Raw genomic sequence first — 17,783 nt, 5'->3', positions numbered from 1 at the left:
ATATCAAGTAAGTTGCATGAAGTTCTTTAAAATTTTATTGTTAAGTCGGCAGAAGGGTATAAAATGAAAACTATATGTCATAACTATGCGCCAAGCTCTCTATCCGATTTTAGGCTTGGCAAGCGGATAGAGGCTGTGCTTGCAATCCTGCATAAAAGAGGATACTCAAAAGAATTTATCGACTTATGCGATGATAAGCTATACAAAAGACTAGAGATGCTTAGCACTCAAGACAAGCAAAGGTGCGATGAGTTTGCGAAAAAGCTCTCAGATATGCGTTGTAAAGTCTTGTGTAGTGAATTAAATCAGCATAGTCAAACAGATATAGTCCAAGAAATTCATCGTCTCTTTCTTTAGACGTATCTTTGCTAGAAACCGGCAAATACGGCTCATCCGTAACCTCGCTAAATTTATACGAGAATCGGTGGCAAGTCGGTATAAGGTAGTCGTCAGGATGAGCTATGCTATCATCGTGCAAAAGCATCCTAACGGCGGTATTTTTGCACTTAAACTGATAGGCGAGTATCTCAAATCTAGGGGGTGTAAATAGCGCGTCTTTATCTTGAAAGGCTTTAAGCGCATTAGAGAAAAATATGTTAGTATCATCTACGCATTCATAGTCTCTTTCAAACTCTATTCTCGTATAAAAGTATGCATTGGCGTGTCTTTTAAAGAGTTTGCAAAGCTCCTTGCTTAGCTTATGAGCTAATCTCGGTAAGGCGTCCGCATACAGCCTTTCATGGCAGTGGCTGCACTCAAAGGTATTAAGCTTGACCGTAGAAATATATGCGGCTGTAGCTTGTTTGCATTTAGGACAAGCGAAATTTATTTTAGCTTCATGCATGATAAATCCTTATTTATTGTTTCAAAGTGAAATTATAACTAAAAATTTAAAGCCGACTTAGCAATGAAATTTCTAGTAAAGGAGCAAAAGATGGAAAAGAGAGTAACGCCTGTCGCAAAGGCGGTAAAGCAAAAGATGAAATACGATCTAAAAGACTACTGCGAGATGCGTGGGCTTAGTCTAAGCAGCTTTTATAAAGGCTATATAAGCAAAAAAGCTAAAAAAGTGCTTGAAAAAGACGGGATAAAAGTAGCGTAAGGTTTAAAAATGTGGGTAAATTCTAAAGAGGCGGCGGCGATTTTGGGCGTAAATTTAAGAAAACTACAAAGATGTGTAGTTAAAGCCCAAAATAGCTGTCAAAAAATTTTAGCTATTGATACGAAATATTTTTTGTATTCATACACCGACGGCGTAGGTCGCGGAGGCAAAATCCTGCAAATCTGGATCGACGATGAAAATAGCAATATAAAAAAGGAAAATATCAATGAAAGCGGTCTTAGCGCAATGGATAGCGTGGTTAATACTAATAGCGATAGTCGCACCGACTCTGACGGCGGCGTGGACGCTAGATATGATGAGCGCTTTTGTTTGGAAAATGTGCGAGATAGGGAGTTTGGCGGGGATAAAAATGTTTGCGTATGCGCACAAGATAGCAAAAAATTAGCGGTAAAAAACGAAACCAAAGCCCCAATAAACATAAAAATCAAGGATTTAGAAAACATGAACAAACTAAAAGCCGTAACCGAACTAAACGCCTGTCCAAAAGGTATGAGCAAGACGCTATGGGGCAAAGGCGTGAGCCAAATAAAAAAGAGCTTTGAAATTCATCGCAAAAAGGGCACGGCGTGGGCGGTGCGCGAAGCGGTCAAAGCATATGATGCGGGCGCGCTAATAATCGAGGGCAATCTCAGTCAAAAATACGCCGGTAGCTTTGCTCACGACGGTGCGCGCAGATACGGTAGTAACACGCATTGGGCTGAGTTTAGCATACTAGCTTCAAAGCCACTTAGCGTAGAAACAGCTAAGCAGTTAAAAGCAAAAGCACTAAGCGTAGCACCTGTAAGGTGTGTGCTAGCTAGCATAGACAGCACACACGGCGGAGCTACAACATTACGGAACACTAGAAAATTTCAGTGAAATTTTGGCTTTTAATAGCCATTTAAACGCTGTTTTAAAGGCTGGGGATCGTGTAAAAATGCCTGAGATAAAAGCAAAGGCGACTAAAAAGGAAAAGACACTATGGTAAGAAAACCAAATTTTAAACTCCTAGCCAAAGGTAACGACATAACCGCCAAGATAAAAGCAAATCTTATCAGTCTAAATTATGAAGATAAAGAAGGAAGCGAGAGTGACGAAATAAGCCTTGTTGTAAATGGCGTATACGCAAAGCCTATATTTGGCGATCAGCTGGAGCTTTGGCTATAGGATACGAGGGCAATCTATTTCACTGCGGCAAATTTAGCATCCAAACTGCCGCAAGAGACTACAAAGCAAACACAACAGAAGTTAGAGCAACTGCCGTAAATTTTGCAAGCCCTCAAAAGATAGCCAAACGTAGAAGCTGGGAGAATACTAGCCTATTTGCCATAGCATCAAAAATGGCCAATGAAAATAAACTAAGTATAAAAACAAGCGGAAGCGATCAGCCTATAACTTCAACATTGCAAAACAATATTAGCGATCTTGATTTTTTATACGGAATTTGCTTTGAATACGGCTATATTATGAAAGTAGCTAATAATACGATCATCATTACTTCAAAAGATGGCAAAAGTATCGAAAACAATGGGGCTGGAATAACCCCAAAGAATGAAAATTTACCAAGCTTTGAAATAGCCTTGACCGAGTGCGAGAGCCTAAATATCACGGAAGCAAACCGCAACAGCTACCAAGCTGTAATAGTACAGTGGCACGATAGCAAAGACGGCAAAGATAAACAAGCGAAGATCGGCGGCGGAGAGCAAACATATAAACTCACAATCCCTGAACCAAAATCGGACAATGAGGCGTTTAAAAAAGGCGAAGCTAAACTAAATGAACTACAAAGGGGTGGGATAAACGGAAATCTGACCTGTGCCGGACGCGAGCTAAGAGCGGGCGGAAAGCTAAAGATATTAGGCATAACGGGACTCGAAAGTATAGAGTTTAGTATTAAAAGCGTATCGCATAATCTAAGTACTACAAGCTATATGATAGATGTAGAGTTTGAGGGGTAAAAATTCTCATTTTTTACGTTTGGGTGAAAAATGAGAAAATTTTTTACGAAAAATGTGAGAAAGGATAAAACCTACCGGGAAAAATGAATTTTACTTAACCAAAGCGTTTTTCAACACATCTTCTATCGTATCAACGGCAATAATGTTGATATCTTTTGTTACTTCATCAGGGATGTCGTTAAGATCTCGTTCGTAGTTTTTACGTGGAATAAGAGCCGTTTTGATACCCGCCTTGTGAGCAGCAATAAGCTTTTCTTTTAGCCCCCCTATTGGAAGTACTTTTCCGCTTAACGTGATCTCGCCCGTCATAGCAACATCATGGCGAACTTTTATGTCAGTTAGTATAGAAGCTATGGCTGTGACCATCGTTATGCCGGCACTTGGACCATCTTTTGGCGTTGCACCTTCTGGAACATGCACATGCAAGTCATATCTACGGTAAACATCGCTAGGCTCAAGCTTGCGCTTATCATCTTCAAATTTTGGCACGATAGCCATCGGAACTTTTAGCTTTTTATTATCGATTAGTACCTTTACCACACTAAATGCTATTTGTGCAGACTCTTTCATTACATCGCCAAGCTGCCCGGTTATTTGCATCACGCCCTTGCCCTGTATACGTATGGCTTCTATACGAAGCACATCGCCACCTACGCTAGTCCAAGCTAGGCCATTTACCTGACCTATCTGGTCTTTTTTATCGGCTTGCTCTATCTCATAAACCTTTTTCTCTAAAAATTCTTTTAAATTTTTAGCCGTTATAGTAACTTTGCCCTCGCTATTTTTAGTTAGGATATTTTTAGCAACTTTCCTAAGTATATCAGCTATCCTACGGCGTAAATTACGCACTCCGCTCTCACGTGTGTAGTCTGAAATGATAAGTTCAAGAGCCTCTTTATTTATACTAATATCGCTTGGTTTTAGTCCATGTTTTTTAAGCTCTTGAGGGACTAGATATTTTTTAGCTATCTCAAATTTTTCTTGTGGAGTATATGAGCTAAGCTGTATAAATTCCATCCTATCGCGTAAAGGAGCAGGAATTTGACTTACGTCGTTTGCGGTGGCTATAAATATCACTTTGCTAAGATCAATATTGAAATTTAGATAATAATCACGAAATTTATTATTTTGCTCCGGATCTAAAATTTCAAGTAAAACAGCAGTCGGATCACCTCTATAGCTTCGCCCTACTTTGTCTATCTCGTCAAGCACCACAACAGGGTTCATTTGCTTTGCCTCTATAAGCCCTTGGACAATACGTCCAGGCATCGCGCCTATATAGGTTCTACGATGTCCTCGAAGCTCATTAACATCCTCAAGCCCACCCAGAGCTATACGCACTAGCTCGCGCTTTAAAGCTTTTGCGATAGAATTTGCTAGACTTGTTTTACCAACTCCCGGAGGTCCCGCAAAACAAAGTATGGCACCGTTGTTTACTTTCTCGCTAACACCACGAAGTTCAAGTAATTCACGTAAAGCAAAATACTCCTCAATACGCTCTTTTGGCTTTTCTAAGCTGTAATGGTCAGCATTTAAATGCTTGCTTACCTCAGCGATAGACGACTTTTTCTTTGCTAAATTTTCAAAAGGCACCTCAACAACCCAGTCAAGGTAGCTTTGTAAGGTATTTGCGTCGGCGCTGTCAGGGTGCATGCGAGATAGTTTGTCTATTTGCTTTTTTATCTCTTTGTATGCATCTTCACCCATAAATTTTTTCTTACTTTCAAGCTTTTTGCGATACTCTTCTATCTCTTCATCACGGTTTGAGTCAGCACCAAGCTCGGCTTGAATTTGCTTTAATTGCTCTTTTAGAAAATACTCTTTATTTGTCTTATCTATCTTTGAATGAACTTTATTTTTTATCTCTTTTTGTAGCTTGTTTGCTTCGATCTCTTCTATAACATAGTCGATTAGCTTAAGCAGACGCTGCTCTAAATTTTCTTCGATAAAAAAACTATAAGCGATCTGTTTTTTAAGTCTAAGTGCGCTTGAAACAAGATCACATACACGCACGGCTTCTGCACTCTCTTCTATCGTTTTAAGTAAATCAGGCGGAAAGAAATGGCTTACTTGCGCTAGTTCGCGCACCTTTTCTCTAAGAACTACGATCAAAGCATCGGTTTTAACCTGCGAAGGACGTACTACATGTAGCGCATCAACCATTGCCTCAAGAGGATTTTCATTTATAACGTGTAGTATGCGACCCTTTTCCATGCCTTGAAAAAGTATCTTTACTCTACCATCGGGTAAAGGCACACGCCTCATGATAGTGCCGATAACTCCTGCGTCATACACGCTTTCAAAATCCCTAGCTCCGTCGTTTTGAGGTTTTGCAGGAACTATTAGCACAGGCGTTTCGTCAGCTAGCGCAATATCAAGTGCACGTAAATTTTCTTCGTCACTTAAAAATAGCGGCGTTATCATAAATGGATATAAAAACAGTTCATCTTCTACAATTACAGGCAATTTTGCCGGTAATGTCTTGTTATCGTTTATTTGCAAATTTATCACTCCTAATTTTATTCAAACATTTTTCTATACCAAGGAAGCACCGGCTCAAGCAAATTTGCATCTTTTAGCGGTGAAGCCTCTATCTTTTGTCTATAAATTTCAGCCGAGGTTTCACGTCCTGTGCGCATATAGAGGTCATATATTTGGGTGTCTAGATAGTAGATAGCAAGCTTAAATTTAATAAGCATAGTCTCTATAAGCGGCTTATACTGCGTATTTGGATACATATATAAAAATTTCTCTATCTCAACCACGCTATCTTCCATTAGCTTTTGGTTGCGATTTGGCTGTGAAAATGAGTCAAAATTTGCTTTTATCTTAAGGTATTGAGCAAATTCCGTCTTTGCCGCACCATCGCCATATCTTTTTATGTATTCGTCAAGGTAGTAATTTGCCAGTATATACTCTTCTTCGTTAACATGCGCTTGTGCTAGGATCAAAAGCATTTGTTCTAAAAGTGGGCTTGCTACGTGCTCACTAGACATTGACACATAGTGCTTATCCGCGCTCTCTAAATCAGCATCCTTTATATCAGCGATAATTTGTGCATACCACTCATCAGGAGTGAGATCATAAAGTTCTGTGTATTTTTCTGCACAACCACTTAAAATCGCGCTAAAACCGACAATAATAATAAAATTTAAGATCCTACGCATAGTGTTCCTTGAAATTTGATTTTTTGCTATTTTACATTTTTTGGTATTATTTTTGCATAAATTTGTAAATTTTTGTTTTTCTTAGACTAAAACATGGTAAAATAAAAGTCAACTCAAATAAATTAAAAAACAAGGAGTAGGTATGACATTTAGCGTTAAAAGTCCGATATTAGGCTTTGAACACATTAAAACAATGGAGATAATAGAACTCGATAAATTTTTCGTAAAGCTTCAAAGTAAGGACGATAACACTTCTTTTACCATGATAAACCCTTTTGCTCTTAGGGATTATGACTTTGAAATTCCTACTTATTATGAAGAGCTTATGCAGATAAAAGACAGCAGTGAGCTTAAAATTTACAACATCATTGTTGTTTCTTTACCTCTTGAAACATCAACTGTAAATTTTATAGCTCCCATAGTTTGCAATATGGACAACATGACATTATCACAAATAGTGCTTGACGCTGCCATGTATCCGCAGTATGGACAAGCAGAAAAGATAGAAAACTTTATACAAAAGTAACCAGCTTAGACCGATCTTGGTCTAAGTCCCCCTAAAGGCTTGCAATGATAAGATTAAAATTTATCGTATGTGTTTTTGCTGTATTTTTTAGCGTAAATTTGCTCGGAGCTATTTACAAAGACACAAACGGTTTAAGCCATGATGTCATCAAAGAAAATACCGGCTTTGGCAAGAATGGATACAGAGATATAAAAACCGATAACGTCTTAACAAAAAAAGGCATCAGCAAGCCAAGTATATACGGCGACATGGAGGTAACAGGAGCTACCATATCCATACCGACCGAGAATGAATACAACTTCAATCCATTAAATTCACGAGAAGAAACCGTTGGTGTTCCTATAAAATTTGTCAAAGAAGACGGCATAAATTTTACGACTAACTCATCGAGTGCTACGCTTGATTTTAGCGACAAGAGTGAATTTGAGCAAAAAAACATAGACGGAAGCAAAGTTATATTTGCAAAGCTTTACTGGGCTGGAGCGATATCAAACAAATGGAACCTAAGTCTATTTAGCGCAGATAGATTTTTATGGGAGCGATACAACTCGGATATTAAAAATTTTAATACAATTAAATTTAAAACACCAAACGGCAGAATTCACCATCTGACAGCCAAAGAGGCTGATACAAAATGGTACGGCTCATACACTGCTGACGGTATGCAATTTATGTATCAAGCAAATGCGGACGTAACCGAGATAGTAAAACAAACTTTGAGCAAAACAAATAGAACATTTACCGCAGGAGATATATTATCTAGCACGCAAACCCCGTTTGTCTTGACCGGATACAGAGATGACTCTTGGCAACAAAATTTGATCGCTCCTTTTTATGGCGGTTGGGCTTTAGTTATCGTATACGACTTTGGCACGGACTACTACGACAGACTAGCACCAAAAAACGTAAATATATACGACGGTCTTACTATACTAGCCCCGATAAGGATTCAAGACACAGAGCTATATAGAAGCGACAGTATGAGACTTACCTTTAGTGACTTTTATACGCCAACTAGGGGCGAGATCAAATCATCTCTTTCTGTTTTAACATTTGGAGCCAAAAAAGAAGTGGCCGGAGAAAATATCACTATCAAAAAAGACAACAAATGGCTTCCCGTAACATCACAAAACAATCAACAAGGCGAACAGCTTAACAGCACTATAACCAAATACGGCAAGCATTTAAATCCAAACAAAATTTACAACAACCAAATGGATCTTGACGTTTATGGGTTATCAAATTTCATAGGCCACAGCGAAACAAGCACTACGGTAGAGCTTACCGCAAGTATCATAAGAAAAGATTATAGCACTAGACAATCAGGACGACAAACATATTATCTTGGAGGTAGAAAGCTTGGCGAGCGTGCTAATATCGGTATGGTAGGCTTTTCGACTATACTTTATGTTCCTGAAGTATGCTACATGGAAAAGATAGAGTATAAAAGGGGTGATTCTGATTTTATTGAGATAAGTACCGACGAGAAACAAAAAACACAACTAAGGATCGGTGATATCCTAAAAAATACACTCATTATAAAAAATAAAGGCAACGAAACAGCCGAAGGTGTCGTTGTAACGGCTGAATTTGACTCAGAAAATGTCATCAAAAACACCTATATCGTGCCTACTCGTATCTCAGAGTCTTTTGACATACTAGACTCAGAAGTAAACAAAGCAAATTTATACACTTTAAACGGCAAGTTAGTAGATTTTTATGTAGGAAAGGGAGCGGACAGCGGCGAAGGAGGGTCGTTTGATAATATTAATCGTGCACTTATACGATTTGAAAATGTATTAAACGGCGAATTTAAGCCAATCGACTATAGAGTGTCATTTAAAAATAAAAGCATGGACTATAAATACGAGTCCGGTTTTATAAGCAAATGCGAAAGTAAAAAATACCAAATAGAAACAATACTTCCGGAAAAAAACGAGATAGACGTTGTTAATAAAAACTATGTAAAAAACAAAAAAAGAAGCTTATTTACACAACTTTCAGGAAGAGCGTTTGATGTCAAGCTTATGTTTTTTGATGAAAATAATGCCGTAGCTACGACTCCTGCCATATTTATAAAAGACGATGTAATGACGGTTGGTGTTGTTTCCGGGGGTTGTGATGCGGATTTTATCGAAAGTACGGCGCGCGAGATAAACACAAAAGGCAAAACGGAGTTTGACATAGAAAGAGTTTTGGTAAACGGATCGTATAGTTTCTTAAAATTCAAAATGGTATATAAGAACCAATTTGACGAAACCATAGAAAAATGCTCTTCAGACTCATTTGCTGTTAGACCGGACAAATTTATACTACAAGAAGATGGTCAAAATATCAACTCTCTCATAGGCGGCAAAAACTATGACAACATCACCATCAAAGCCCTTAAATACGGTGGCACTATCGATGATAACTTTGGTGCAAGGATAGGAGATATCAAATTTACGCAAACAAATCCAGACGGTTGCGACATCGAGCTTGACGAACTTAAAGGGCTAAAATTTAACGCCGATATAAAACATGGCGAAGGAAGATTAACAAAAGAAACAGGCGGCGTAGCGGTTGCCCAAGATCAATCCACAAATTTTTACTACCCAGACATAGGCTTAGCAACGATAAAAGCGGCAGACACCAAATACACAAGCACTGATAGCATAAACAACGACTGCGTTATAAACAGTAGCGCATCAAACGAAAACATTAATGGCATGATAGGGTGTGATATCCCGCTAGATCAAAGTCTTACGTTTACACCAAAAGACATACGTGTAGATAAATTTAGCTTTCCTAACGATAAAGCAGCAGTCTATCTAAGCCAAACTATCGACAACAATAGCCCTACTCACACCTACGCAAAAGCGCAGTTTCAGATCACGGCAAGGCTTTATAACGATAAGCCCGCTCTTATGTATAGCAATGGTTGTTATGCAAAAGATGTTAAATTTAACATGTCCTTTAACCCAGGCAGTGACACTGACACAAACATAGCTAGCACGAAAGAAAAGATCCACTACTTTATGGATGACTCCAAACTAAAGCAAAATGAAGATGATAAATTTAATGCACTCGCCGAAGGTTTTGCAAGAGGTGTTTTTAACGGCGAAGTCAAAATAAATTTTGCACGAGAAAAAAACCTAGCCATAAATCCATTTCAAATCACAAACGATCAGTTTGAATTTAGCGATATAAAAGACGCTGATAATGTCAATGGCACAACATATATAAAGCCACAAGGTGATGAAATAAAGTCGGCAAATTTTTACTACGCCAGACTTTATGCACCGTATTTAGAAGGTCCAAAAAACGGATTTGACACAAATTTGTATTATGGAATTTACTGCAACAACTGGGATAGCGCTATATTTGACGCAAGCAATGCTTCTGTCTTGCCAAATACCGGCGGCTGGTATATCGACAAAAACGCCGGGCCCGATAAAGCAGTTGCAATAACCTTTGATCCAAAACCCACCTCAGCAAAGGCACGGATCAAAGAAGGCTATACTTTAAATAATGGTAAAATGCCTATAAATTTAAGTAGCACTGTGGCCGGATATGCACAAATCAACATGCAAGACCTTCCTGAATGGCTAATTTACAACCAAACAAACAAAGACGCCACCTATAATGACTTTGTCGTTAAATTTTTAGACAAGGGAGGCTGGGGCGGTAGCTCTCTTGGGCTAAAAACCAAAGATAATGACGGCAAAAACATGGGCGAAGGAAAATTTATCGGCGGTAGCGACTTTGAAGGAGTTTCGGAAAGAACAAACAGAAGGATAGAGTGGTGAAAAAGGCATTTTCGCTTATCGAAGTCGTTTTAGCGCTGATCGTGGTCGCTATCGTAAGTGTAAGCATACCTATCATCATAAAACAAACAAATGTCGCAAACACAAAAGCCTTGACACAAGAAAGTATCTTAAACGCTAAAACATACATGTCTTTGGTGCTCAAATCCGCCTTTACATGCGATTATATAAGCGAAAATGAAAACACGCTTGTGCCGATATTTAACGATACAAATTTTTATGAATCAAATTCCATCTCTGGTGACGGCAGAAGAAATTTTCAACCAAAAACCGGAGCTAACCTAGATAAAGCCTGCCCGGAGAGCATAACCAACATAAAAAGCATAGCAAATTTTACCGGCAACGTAAACATGGAAGCAACAAAAGAAAGAGACTACATACTCTCTTCAACATACAACGTCACAGTGTCTAACTTCAACTCAAACAACGATATAAAGCGCATAGATATAAAAACAAAAGCCTACGACAAACAAAGTCATGAAACCGAAGTAACCCTAAGTGGTTTTGCGGTAAATATCGGCGATAGCGGGCTTTTAAATACTAAAGAGTGGCAGTGAGAGCAACAAAAAAGGCATTTACTCTAATCGAACTAATCATCGTTATCGTTGTGCTTGGTATCGTAGGCTTGATGACACTTCAAGTAACAACAACTGTTTTTAAAAACTATGTGCAAAGTAAAGCGATGAATTCGCTGCAAACTCAAACCGAACTTGTGCTTGAACAGATCTCAAAAATGCTTAGCTATCGCATAAAAGAAAGCGTTATCGCAAGAAAAGGCACAAGTAGCAACATACTACCCTTAAATAACGATCAGGTAAATAACGAATACACAACGCTTGAGTTTATAACATACGCTCGAGAGATGTTTAACGATGGTATTTATAGCGGATTTGCCGACTTAGAGCCAAGCAGCAAAGCAAATGGTCTTATAACTCCAGGAAGCAAACTTTCTAGTCTAAATCAAGAAAATGGCATTTTGGATGACTTTGGTGTAGCGATAACCGACCTAGCCGTGATATTTAAGGGTTTAGCCCATGATGCCACAACTTCTTTTGGCTATAACAACACAAACTCTCTTGATGTCGCAAAGATAACAAGCGTTGAGGATAATAAAATACATTTAACTCACGACGGCGAAATCTCAGAACAATACCACATAGCTTACAGCGCATATGCTATCGCTGTTAGCGATGAAAGCAAGCAAAGAGGCGACTTTACGCTAAAGCTTTACTACAACTATCAACCATGGCTTGGCGAAAAATTTCAAAATGCAGATAGTGCGATATTAGCAGAGAATGTGACTAGATTTAACTTTACCGAGCAAAACGGCGTAGTAGTCATAAAACTTTGCATGCACGAAGCAGGCAAGTCAGGGCTTATGTTTGATAAGAATTTTGACTTTACCGTATGCAAATCAAAGGCGATATACTAATGAAGCGTGGTTTTAGCTTGCTGGCGGCGATATTTTTTGTGGTAGTAATATCAAGTCTTGGCATATTAGCACTCGAACTATCAATGGCTAGCATGCGACAAACAACTGAAATTTATCTAAGAGAGCAGGCTGAGCTTTTGGGGCAAGGTGCAACCGAAATGGCAATGCTTGAAATTTTTAACCATGATTTTAGCAAAGGTTGCCCTAGTAATCCAATAATATCCGATCAAAATTTCAATGATATTTTTGACTACTCGGTTTATGTGCATTTTTTTGGCCAGATTGGTAATTGCGACGATAGCGAGCTAGTAACTGACATACAAACCCCTCAAAGCATAGGAACAGTCAGGTTAGATGTCTTCGTAACAACAAAAACAAAGATAAATAGCGAAGGCGAAGAAGAAAGCATCACGCCAAATCCAATAAGCTTTCACAAACGAACACTGCAAAAACTATAGTTTTTTATTACAAAATTAATTTTCTTTATTAAATTTAAGCTAAAAATTTTAAGCTTGGTGTGCTATAATAATGTTACTTTCAAACAAAGGAGTATGCTATGAATATAAGCATTGTAGGAAGACAACTTGAGCTTACAGAGCCGATAAAAAGCTATATAGAAAACGCTTTTGAAACACTGGGAAAATACAATCTAGACATAATATCAGGCAGATGTGTTGTTTCAGCTGACGAAAAACAAGGCAAAAAAGGTTTTAATGCAGAATTTGCGTTGAATATGGCACATAAAGATACGATCGTTATCCGCCAAAAAGACAAAGACCTTTATGCGGCAGTTGATCTAGCAATAGATCGTGCATCTAAAGTTTTACGCCGTGAGCACGATAAAAAAATCACAGTTAAAGGCAAAGATGACGGCAAAGAAGTTCGCGCTCGCATAGCAGAAGAGCCTGTTGAGGGTGTAGACGAGATCATCCCTATGGAACTTGAGCTTTATAAACCGCTTGAGATCGAAGAGGCGCTTGAACACCTTAAAAATAGCGAAATGCAATTTTATGTATTTAACGATATTGACGCTAAAATGCGTGTGATATATAAAAGAGCCGACGGTAAATTCGGACTTTATTGATACTTCCTGGGGGCGGTTAAACGCCCCTTATTTACTACTTGTCAAACAATCTTTTTATAACTCTTACACTAAAACCAAACGAAACCAAAAGCAAAACATAAAAAACATAAGTCATGATAGGATTTGAAAGTTCGCTTGCATCTTTTATCTCTCGTATGGATATTATGTTTCTAAATTCATCAAGCAGAGCTATCCGCCAACCGTAAAATTTGACCTGAACTAGCTTTTGTTCACCCGCAAAACTTTGCGCTACGGCCTGCATATCGGCTGAGTTAAATTTAAAATAAAATGGAAATCCCCATCTTGTGTCTTCATTACGATAAGGCATGACCTTTGTGCTATTAGCCTCTTGTGTGTAGACAAAATACACATCTCTAGTTGGTCCGTCGGCAGGATTTGCCGTGCTTACAAGCCCATCTTTATCCATGCGTTTTACTTCTCCGCCGGTTATAAGAGCGTCATCATAGTGCGGAAATGCATAGTTTACTGCAACGGCTAACATAAAGTGAGCCAAAAGCGAAACAACTATGAAAGAAATTTTTGCCGATCTTTTTAAATTTTGCCCAAAATTCATAACAATCCTTTAAATTTTAGTGCATTTTACTATAGAATTCTTAATGCTTTTAACCTATCTTGTGCGGCTTTTGTAATATCTTCCTCATACTCGTAATACTCAAAAGTAGCACCATGCTGAACACTTCCGTCAAGAATATCGCCGCTTTGACGATTTTTAAGATCAAGCTCGGCTATTTTAAAGCCATCAAGAGTTTGAGCAAATTCTATAAGTCTTGAAGGCGTTTGCTTAAGCTTGGTAAATAAAAAACAATACCCATCACCACCATTTCTTCCTACCCTGCCACGCAACTGATGAAGAGTAGCAAGGCCTAACCTCTCGGCTCCTACAATCAAAATAGTGCTAAGACGAGGCAATGAGATGCCGACCTCAACGATGGTTGTTGCCAAAAGCAGATCACCATCTTTTTTAAATTTAAGCAAAATTTCATCTTTTTGCTTGTCTTTGCCGTGCGTTATATATACATTTTTAAAATTTTGAAGCCAAAAATCACTCGCCTCACTTAAGCTTTGATAGTTTAACACCTCAGAGCTTTCAACTAGTGGATAGACGATCACAGCTTGACGATGGTTTGAAATTTCAGAGCGAAGATGTGCCATAAACGCACCAAAATCAGCGCTTTTGATCACCTGTGTATGTATATTTTTTTTAAAAGGAATTTCTTTTAAAAAGCTATAGCTAACAAGCGAAGAGTTTATCATAGTTAAAGTGCGCGGTATCGGAGTAGCTGAAAACTGCACAAAAGTGGCACTCCTTTCACCGTCTCTAACGAGCTCCTCGACCTTGTTTCGTTGCGCAGAGCCAAAACGATGTTGCTCATCAACCATGACGAGCACAGATTTTGGCAGTTTTGTGTAGAGTAAAACATGTGTTCCGATGATTAGGTTTGCATTAGCTAGATCCGGCTCTTTTTCTCCACTTTTAACAAGCACGACATTCATAAAGTCCGGCAAAAGTCTACATGCCTCTTCATAAAGTTGATTTGCTAAGATACTAGTTGGTGCCATCAAAATACTCTTGTTTGGATATGCGCTAAGTGCAGCACCTAAGATAACCAAAGTCTTGCCGCTACCAACGTCTCCCATAATAACTCGCCGTTTTGCCTGCGTGCTACTCATATCTTGTCTGATATCATTTATGGCGTTTAACTGGTCATTTGTCGGGGTAAACGGCAAATTTTTAAGCCACTCATTAATATCAAAAGGCTCAATTTTTTGATTTTTAAAGTATAGTTTTTTAGAATTTAGCTTTTTTATATAGTTAAAAATTTCAATAAATTTTATTACACGAGTGTCAACTTCGCCATTTTTTAGCGAATTTAGCAAAGATATACTATCTTCATCGCCGTTTTGGATAGCGACTAAAAATGAAATTTCATTTTCGTTTAAACCCTCGGCCCTTAAATTTTCGTTTGTTATGTATTTTTTGATTAATTTTTTTAATCTTTCATCTTTCATATCACGTCTAAATTTCGGACTTATGACGCCTGTTTTTGTGATGATTTTTGGATTAGTTATCTGCCATGCACCGCAAGCATAAGCACACGTCCCGTTTAAGATAAGCTCTTTATGTTGTTTAAAAGCACCGTAGTGCCAAGGTTTTGCGTGAAATATAACAAGCTTTATCTCACACTCCCAAGTTTGACAAAAGGCAGTTGCAATAAGCATGCCGCCACTTGCTCGTCGCAAGGTTAAAATTTCAGCCTCTACACAAACCACGCCTTGTCTTGGCGAGCTTGTTATAAAGCTACTTTCAAAGCTTTTAGGAAGCACCAAAGCTAGATCAAGCAAGCTATAAACACCGATCTTGGCTAGCTCTTCGCGCTCGTTTGCTTCAAATTTCATTTGCCGTCATAAAGCACACAAAAGCTAAGCTTGCTTATCTCGTCATGAGTGGCGATAAAGTCGTTTAGCTCCTTAAGACTAAGCGCTTCTATCTTTTTAAGCTCATCCATAAAAGAGCCTAATTTTTTACCTTGATAAAATTCACCCTCGGCTATACCAAGCCTACGAAATAACGTCTCAAGCCTTAAAGGAAGCGAACCTAGTAAAAATTTCTTCGCCTGAGCCAACTCGTTTTTGGTAGCGCCATGCTTTATAAATTTATCAAATTCACTTAAAACAACCGCCATGGCTTCATCTTTACTCTCATTTTTAGTTTGTAAATATCCATAAACTTGGGTGCTACTAAGGTTATAGACCCCGCGCGCATAAGCCGAGTACGCAAGCCCGCGTTTAACACGAATTTCTTCCATGATACGTGAACCAAAACCACTCTCGCCAAGTATAAACATCGCCACATTTGCTTTAAATCTCTCGTCCTGAATTACGTTAAACGGAGCTCCAAAATACACATACGCTTGCTCGCTTTGCTTTGTTATAAATTTCTTTTCACATTTATCGCTTGTTGTTAAAATTTCAAGCTCGCGTTTTTTACCAACTTCTAGTAAATTTAACGCATCTTTTAAAAGCCAAAGATCATTTTCGTTTACATCTCCGCCAAAAACGATAAATAAATTTCGAAGATCCATATGAGAGGATAAAAATTCTTTTATATCATTTAAACTTATGGCCTCTATGCTCTCTTTTGTTCCGATGTTTGGCATAGCTAAATTTGTGCCTTTATAAAGCAACTCATAAAGTCCACATCTTGCCACGTAGTCGTTATCGTTTGCTAAATTTGATATCTCACCAAATGTTGTTATCTTGCACTTATCAAGGCTTTCTTTGGTTAAATTTGGCTCAGCAAGCAACTCTGCTAGTTTATCTAGCGCAAAATTAAAATACTCTTTTAAGCAATTTATATCTATCGCCAAGGTTTCATAACCTGCACTTACTTCTAGGTTTATCGCCCTTGTTTCAAGCTCGCGCGCAAATGCTATACTCCCTTTGCTTTTTGTGCCTTCATTTAGCATATTTGCCGCAAGCCTAGCAAGACCGGCAGTTTTGTTCTCGCAAGCGCCAACTACCTTAAAAATAAGCTTTAAGCTGGCTACAGCAAGGCTTTTTGAACTTTCAAAAACAACAGGGATATCTACATTTTTTACATTTAAATTTGTAACTTTCATCTAAAATCTCTCTAAGATGTCGTAATTTGTATTGCGTTTGGCAGGAATTTCACCTATATCACGGATTAGCGCGATCATCTCATCTTGACTCATCCTATAGCTAGCACCTGCTGCTTTCACAACATTTTCTTCCATCATTGTCGAGCCAAGATCATTTGCGCCAAATTTCAATGCAAGCTGTCCCACATAACTTCCTTGCGTAACCCAGCTGCTTTGTATGTTTTTAAAATTATCCAAAAACAGTCTTGAAACCGCAAGCAGTCTTAAGTAGCGATTTGAACTTTGCTTTTGAATTTGTGGATACTCTTGCATGAGTTTTGTATTAAGCCCTTGAAAACTCCACAATATAAACGCACGAAAACCGCCCGTCTCATCTTGTAAATTTCTTATGTGATCCCAGTGCTCAACTATCTCACGTGTAGTTTCTACCGTGCCAAACATCATTGTTGCGGTTGATTTTATGTCAAGTTTGTGTGCTTGTCTGTGCACATCAAGCCAAATTGCGGTGTCACACTTTCTAGGAGCGATGATATCTCGCACCCTATCGCTTAAAATTTCAGCACCCGCTCCCGGTATCGAGTAAAGACCTTTTGCTTTTAAGCGACTTAAAACTTCAGCTATCGTTATCTTTGAAATTCTAGCTATATAATCTATCTCAACTGCCGAAAATCCATGTATCGTAATGCTTGGATATTTTTTACTTATATACTCGACTAAATCCTCATACCACTCGATCTTAAGCTTTGGATGAACTCCGCCTTGAAATAAAATTTGAGTTCCGCCTATCTCTAATAGCTCCTCGATCTTTTTGCCGATCTCTTCAAAACTTAAAACATAAGCGTCTTCTTCTTTTGCATGGCGATAAAATGCACAAAATTTACAATCTACCCAGCATACATTTGTGTAGTTTATATTTCTATCGACGATAAATGTTGTAATCGCGTCTGGATGTAGCTCTTTTTTTCTAGCGTATGCCATACGTCCAAGCTCATGAAGCGGTGCGTTTTCGATAAGCCAAACCGCCTCGTCTATACTAAGTCTTTTCAATTTTACATAACCTCTTTAAA

General features: G+C 38.4%; 17 protein-coding genes. 10 read left to right on the top strand and 7 right to left on the bottom strand.

Going from position 1 to position 17,783, the window contains the following annotated elements; genetic code table 11:
• Window positions 1-220: 220 nt before the first annotated feature.
• Window positions 221-844 (bottom strand): hypothetical protein, encoded by a 624-nt coding sequence (locus CCAL5182_RS01460; RefSeq protein WP_336610074.1) that lies wholly within the window; start codon window positions 842-844, stop codon window positions 221-223.
• A 90-nt stretch (window positions 845-934) separates the two neighbouring features.
• On the opposite strand from CCAL5182_RS01460, the gene CCAL5182_RS01455 reads away from it, so the two are divergent.
• The 4 genes from CCAL5182_RS01455 (at window position 935) to CCAL5182_RS01440 (ending at window position 3,060) form a co-directional block, all read left to right on the top strand.
• On the top strand, window positions 935-1,102 hold the full coding sequence (locus CCAL5182_RS01455; protein ID WP_336610073.1) for a hypothetical protein: 168 nt from the start codon (window positions 935-937) through the stop codon (window positions 1,100-1,102).
• Window positions 1,103-1,111: 9 nt separating this feature from the next.
• On the top strand, window positions 1,112-1,981 hold the full coding sequence (locus tag CCAL5182_RS01450) for a phage tail protein (RefSeq protein WP_336610072.1): 870 nt from the start codon (window positions 1,112-1,114) through the stop codon (window positions 1,979-1,981).
• A 102-nt stretch (window positions 1,982-2,083) separates the two neighbouring features.
• A complete protein-coding gene (locus tag CCAL5182_RS01445; protein WP_336610071.1) occupies window positions 2,084-2,269 on the top strand; it encodes a hypothetical protein in 186 nt (61 codons plus the stop codon).
• A complete protein-coding gene (locus CCAL5182_RS01440; RefSeq protein ID WP_336610070.1) occupies window positions 2,260-3,060 on the top strand; it encodes a phage late control D family protein in 801 nt (266 codons plus the stop codon). The genes CCAL5182_RS01445 and CCAL5182_RS01440 overlap by 10 nt, the downstream gene beginning before the upstream one ends.
• Before the next feature lie 90 nt (window positions 3,061-3,150).
• On the opposite strand, the gene lon is transcribed toward CCAL5182_RS01440, so the two are convergent.
• Complete coding sequence (gene lon, locus CCAL5182_RS01435) at window positions 3,151-5,562, bottom strand: endopeptidase La (protein WP_169972137.1); 2,412 nt, start codon at window positions 5,560-5,562, stop codon at window positions 3,151-3,153.
• 17 nt (window positions 5,563-5,579) lie between these two features.
• Complete coding sequence (locus CCAL5182_RS01430) at window positions 5,580-6,227, bottom strand: outer membrane protein assembly factor BamD (protein WP_169936394.1); 648 nt, start codon at window positions 6,225-6,227, stop codon at window positions 5,580-5,582.
• A 142-nt stretch (window positions 6,228-6,369) separates the two neighbouring features.
• On the opposite strand from CCAL5182_RS01430, the gene fliW reads away from it, so the two are divergent.
• The 6 genes from fliW (at window position 6,370) to hpf (ending at window position 13,075) form a co-directional block, all read left to right on the top strand.
• The gene (fliW, locus tag CCAL5182_RS01425) at window positions 6,370-6,753 is read left to right on the top strand and encodes a flagellar assembly protein FliW (protein ID WP_169936392.1); all 384 of its coding nucleotides are present in this window, start codon (window positions 6,370-6,372) and stop codon (window positions 6,751-6,753) included.
• Window positions 6,754-6,797: 44 nt separating this feature from the next.
• On the top strand, window positions 6,798-10,541 hold the full coding sequence (locus CCAL5182_RS01420; RefSeq protein ID WP_336610069.1) for a hypothetical protein: 3,744 nt from the start codon (window positions 6,798-6,800) through the stop codon (window positions 10,539-10,541).
• A complete protein-coding gene (locus CCAL5182_RS01415) occupies window positions 10,538-11,116 on the top strand; it encodes a prepilin-type N-terminal cleavage/methylation domain-containing protein (protein WP_169999739.1) in 579 nt (192 codons plus the stop codon). Before CCAL5182_RS01420 ends, CCAL5182_RS01415 begins: the two co-directional genes overlap by 4 nt.
• On the top strand, window positions 11,113-11,991 hold the full coding sequence (locus CCAL5182_RS01410) for a prepilin-type N-terminal cleavage/methylation domain-containing protein (RefSeq protein ID WP_336610068.1): 879 nt from the start codon (window positions 11,113-11,115) through the stop codon (window positions 11,989-11,991). Before CCAL5182_RS01415 ends, CCAL5182_RS01410 begins: the two co-directional genes overlap by 4 nt.
• The gene (locus CCAL5182_RS01405; protein WP_169936383.1) at window positions 11,991-12,449 is read left to right on the top strand and encodes a type IV pilus modification PilV family protein; all 459 of its coding nucleotides are present in this window, start codon (window positions 11,991-11,993) and stop codon (window positions 12,447-12,449) included. Before CCAL5182_RS01410 ends, CCAL5182_RS01405 begins: the two co-directional genes overlap by 1 nt.
• Window positions 12,450-12,547: 98 nt before the next feature.
• Window positions 12,548-13,075: a ribosome hibernation-promoting factor, HPF/YfiA family gene (gene hpf / locus CCAL5182_RS01400; protein WP_169936381.1), complete on the top strand. Its 528-nt coding sequence runs from the start codon at window positions 12,548-12,550 to the stop codon at window positions 13,073-13,075.
• 34 nt (window positions 13,076-13,109) lie between these two features.
• On the opposite strand, the gene CCAL5182_RS01395 is transcribed toward hpf, so the two are convergent.
• From CCAL5182_RS01395 to CCAL5182_RS01380, 4 genes are read right to left on the bottom strand one after another with little or no spacing between them, the layout of a single operon-like run.
• Window positions 13,110-13,649, bottom strand: a complete 540-nt coding sequence (locus CCAL5182_RS01395) for a DUF1523 family protein (RefSeq protein WP_169972131.1) — start codon at window positions 13,647-13,649, stop codon at window positions 13,110-13,112.
• Window positions 13,650-13,678: 29 nt separating this feature from the next.
• Complete coding sequence (recG, locus tag CCAL5182_RS01390) at window positions 13,679-15,493, bottom strand: ATP-dependent DNA helicase RecG (RefSeq protein ID WP_336610067.1); 1,815 nt, start codon at window positions 15,491-15,493, stop codon at window positions 13,679-13,681.
• Entirely contained in the window at window positions 15,490-16,716 is a 1,227-nt protein-coding gene (locus CCAL5182_RS01385; RefSeq protein ID WP_336610066.1) for a M16 family metallopeptidase, read from the bottom strand. The genes recG and CCAL5182_RS01385 overlap by 4 nt, the downstream gene beginning before the upstream one ends.
• The gene (locus CCAL5182_RS01380) at window positions 16,717-17,763 is read right to left on the bottom strand and encodes a dehypoxanthine futalosine cyclase (protein WP_169936373.1); all 1,047 of its coding nucleotides are present in this window, start codon (window positions 17,761-17,763) and stop codon (window positions 16,717-16,719) included.
• Window positions 17,764-17,783: the final 20 nt, after the last annotated feature.

It is taken from the genome of Campylobacter sp. 7477a (genome assembly GCF_014892335.1).
In the GTDB taxonomy this organism is placed as follows: domain Bacteria; phylum Campylobacterota; class Campylobacteria; order Campylobacterales; family Campylobacteraceae; genus Campylobacter_A; species Campylobacter_A californiensis.
The sequence above is the reverse complement of the archived record's forward strand: the minus strand, read 5'-3'. Positions and strand labels throughout refer to the sequence as shown.

What these genes read in the sequence shown, in the direction of transcription:
- CCAL5182_RS01460 (WP_336610074.1), bottom strand. Translation starts at nt 844, where the DNA reads ATGCATGAAGCTAAAATAAATTTCGCTTGTCCTAAATGCAAACAAGCT.
- CCAL5182_RS01455 (WP_336610073.1), top strand. Translation starts at nt 935, where the DNA reads ATGGAAAAGAGAGTAACGCCTGTCGCAAAGGCGGTAAAGCAAAAGATG.
- CCAL5182_RS01450 (WP_336610072.1), top strand. Translation starts at nt 1,112, where the DNA reads ATGTGGGTAAATTCTAAAGAGGCGGCGGCGATTTTGGGCGTAAATTTA.
- CCAL5182_RS01445 (WP_336610071.1), top strand. Translation starts at nt 2,084, where the DNA reads ATGGTAAGAAAACCAAATTTTAAACTCCTAGCCAAAGGTAACGACATA.
- CCAL5182_RS01430 (WP_169936394.1), bottom strand. Translation starts at nt 6,227, where the DNA reads ATGCGTAGGATCTTAAATTTTATTATTATTGTCGGTTTTAGCGCGATT.
- fliW (WP_169936392.1), top strand. Translation starts at nt 6,370, where the DNA reads ATGACATTTAGCGTTAAAAGTCCGATATTAGGCTTTGAACACATTAAA.
- CCAL5182_RS01420 (WP_336610069.1), top strand. Translation starts at nt 6,798, where the DNA reads ATGATAAGATTAAAATTTATCGTATGTGTTTTTGCTGTATTTTTTAGC.
- CCAL5182_RS01405 (WP_169936383.1), top strand. Translation starts at nt 11,991, where the DNA reads ATGAAGCGTGGTTTTAGCTTGCTGGCGGCGATATTTTTTGTGGTAGTA.
- hpf (WP_169936381.1), top strand. Translation starts at nt 12,548, where the DNA reads ATGAATATAAGCATTGTAGGAAGACAACTTGAGCTTACAGAGCCGATA.
- CCAL5182_RS01395 (WP_169972131.1), bottom strand. Translation starts at nt 13,649, where the DNA reads ATGAATTTTGGGCAAAATTTAAAAAGATCGGCAAAAATTTCTTTCATA.
- recG (WP_336610067.1), bottom strand. Translation starts at nt 15,493, where the DNA reads ATGAAATTTGAAGCAAACGAGCGCGAAGAGCTAGCCAAGATCGGTGTT.
- CCAL5182_RS01385 (WP_336610066.1), bottom strand. Translation starts at nt 16,716, where the DNA reads ATGAAAGTTACAAATTTAAATGTAAAAAATGTAGATATCCCTGTTGTT.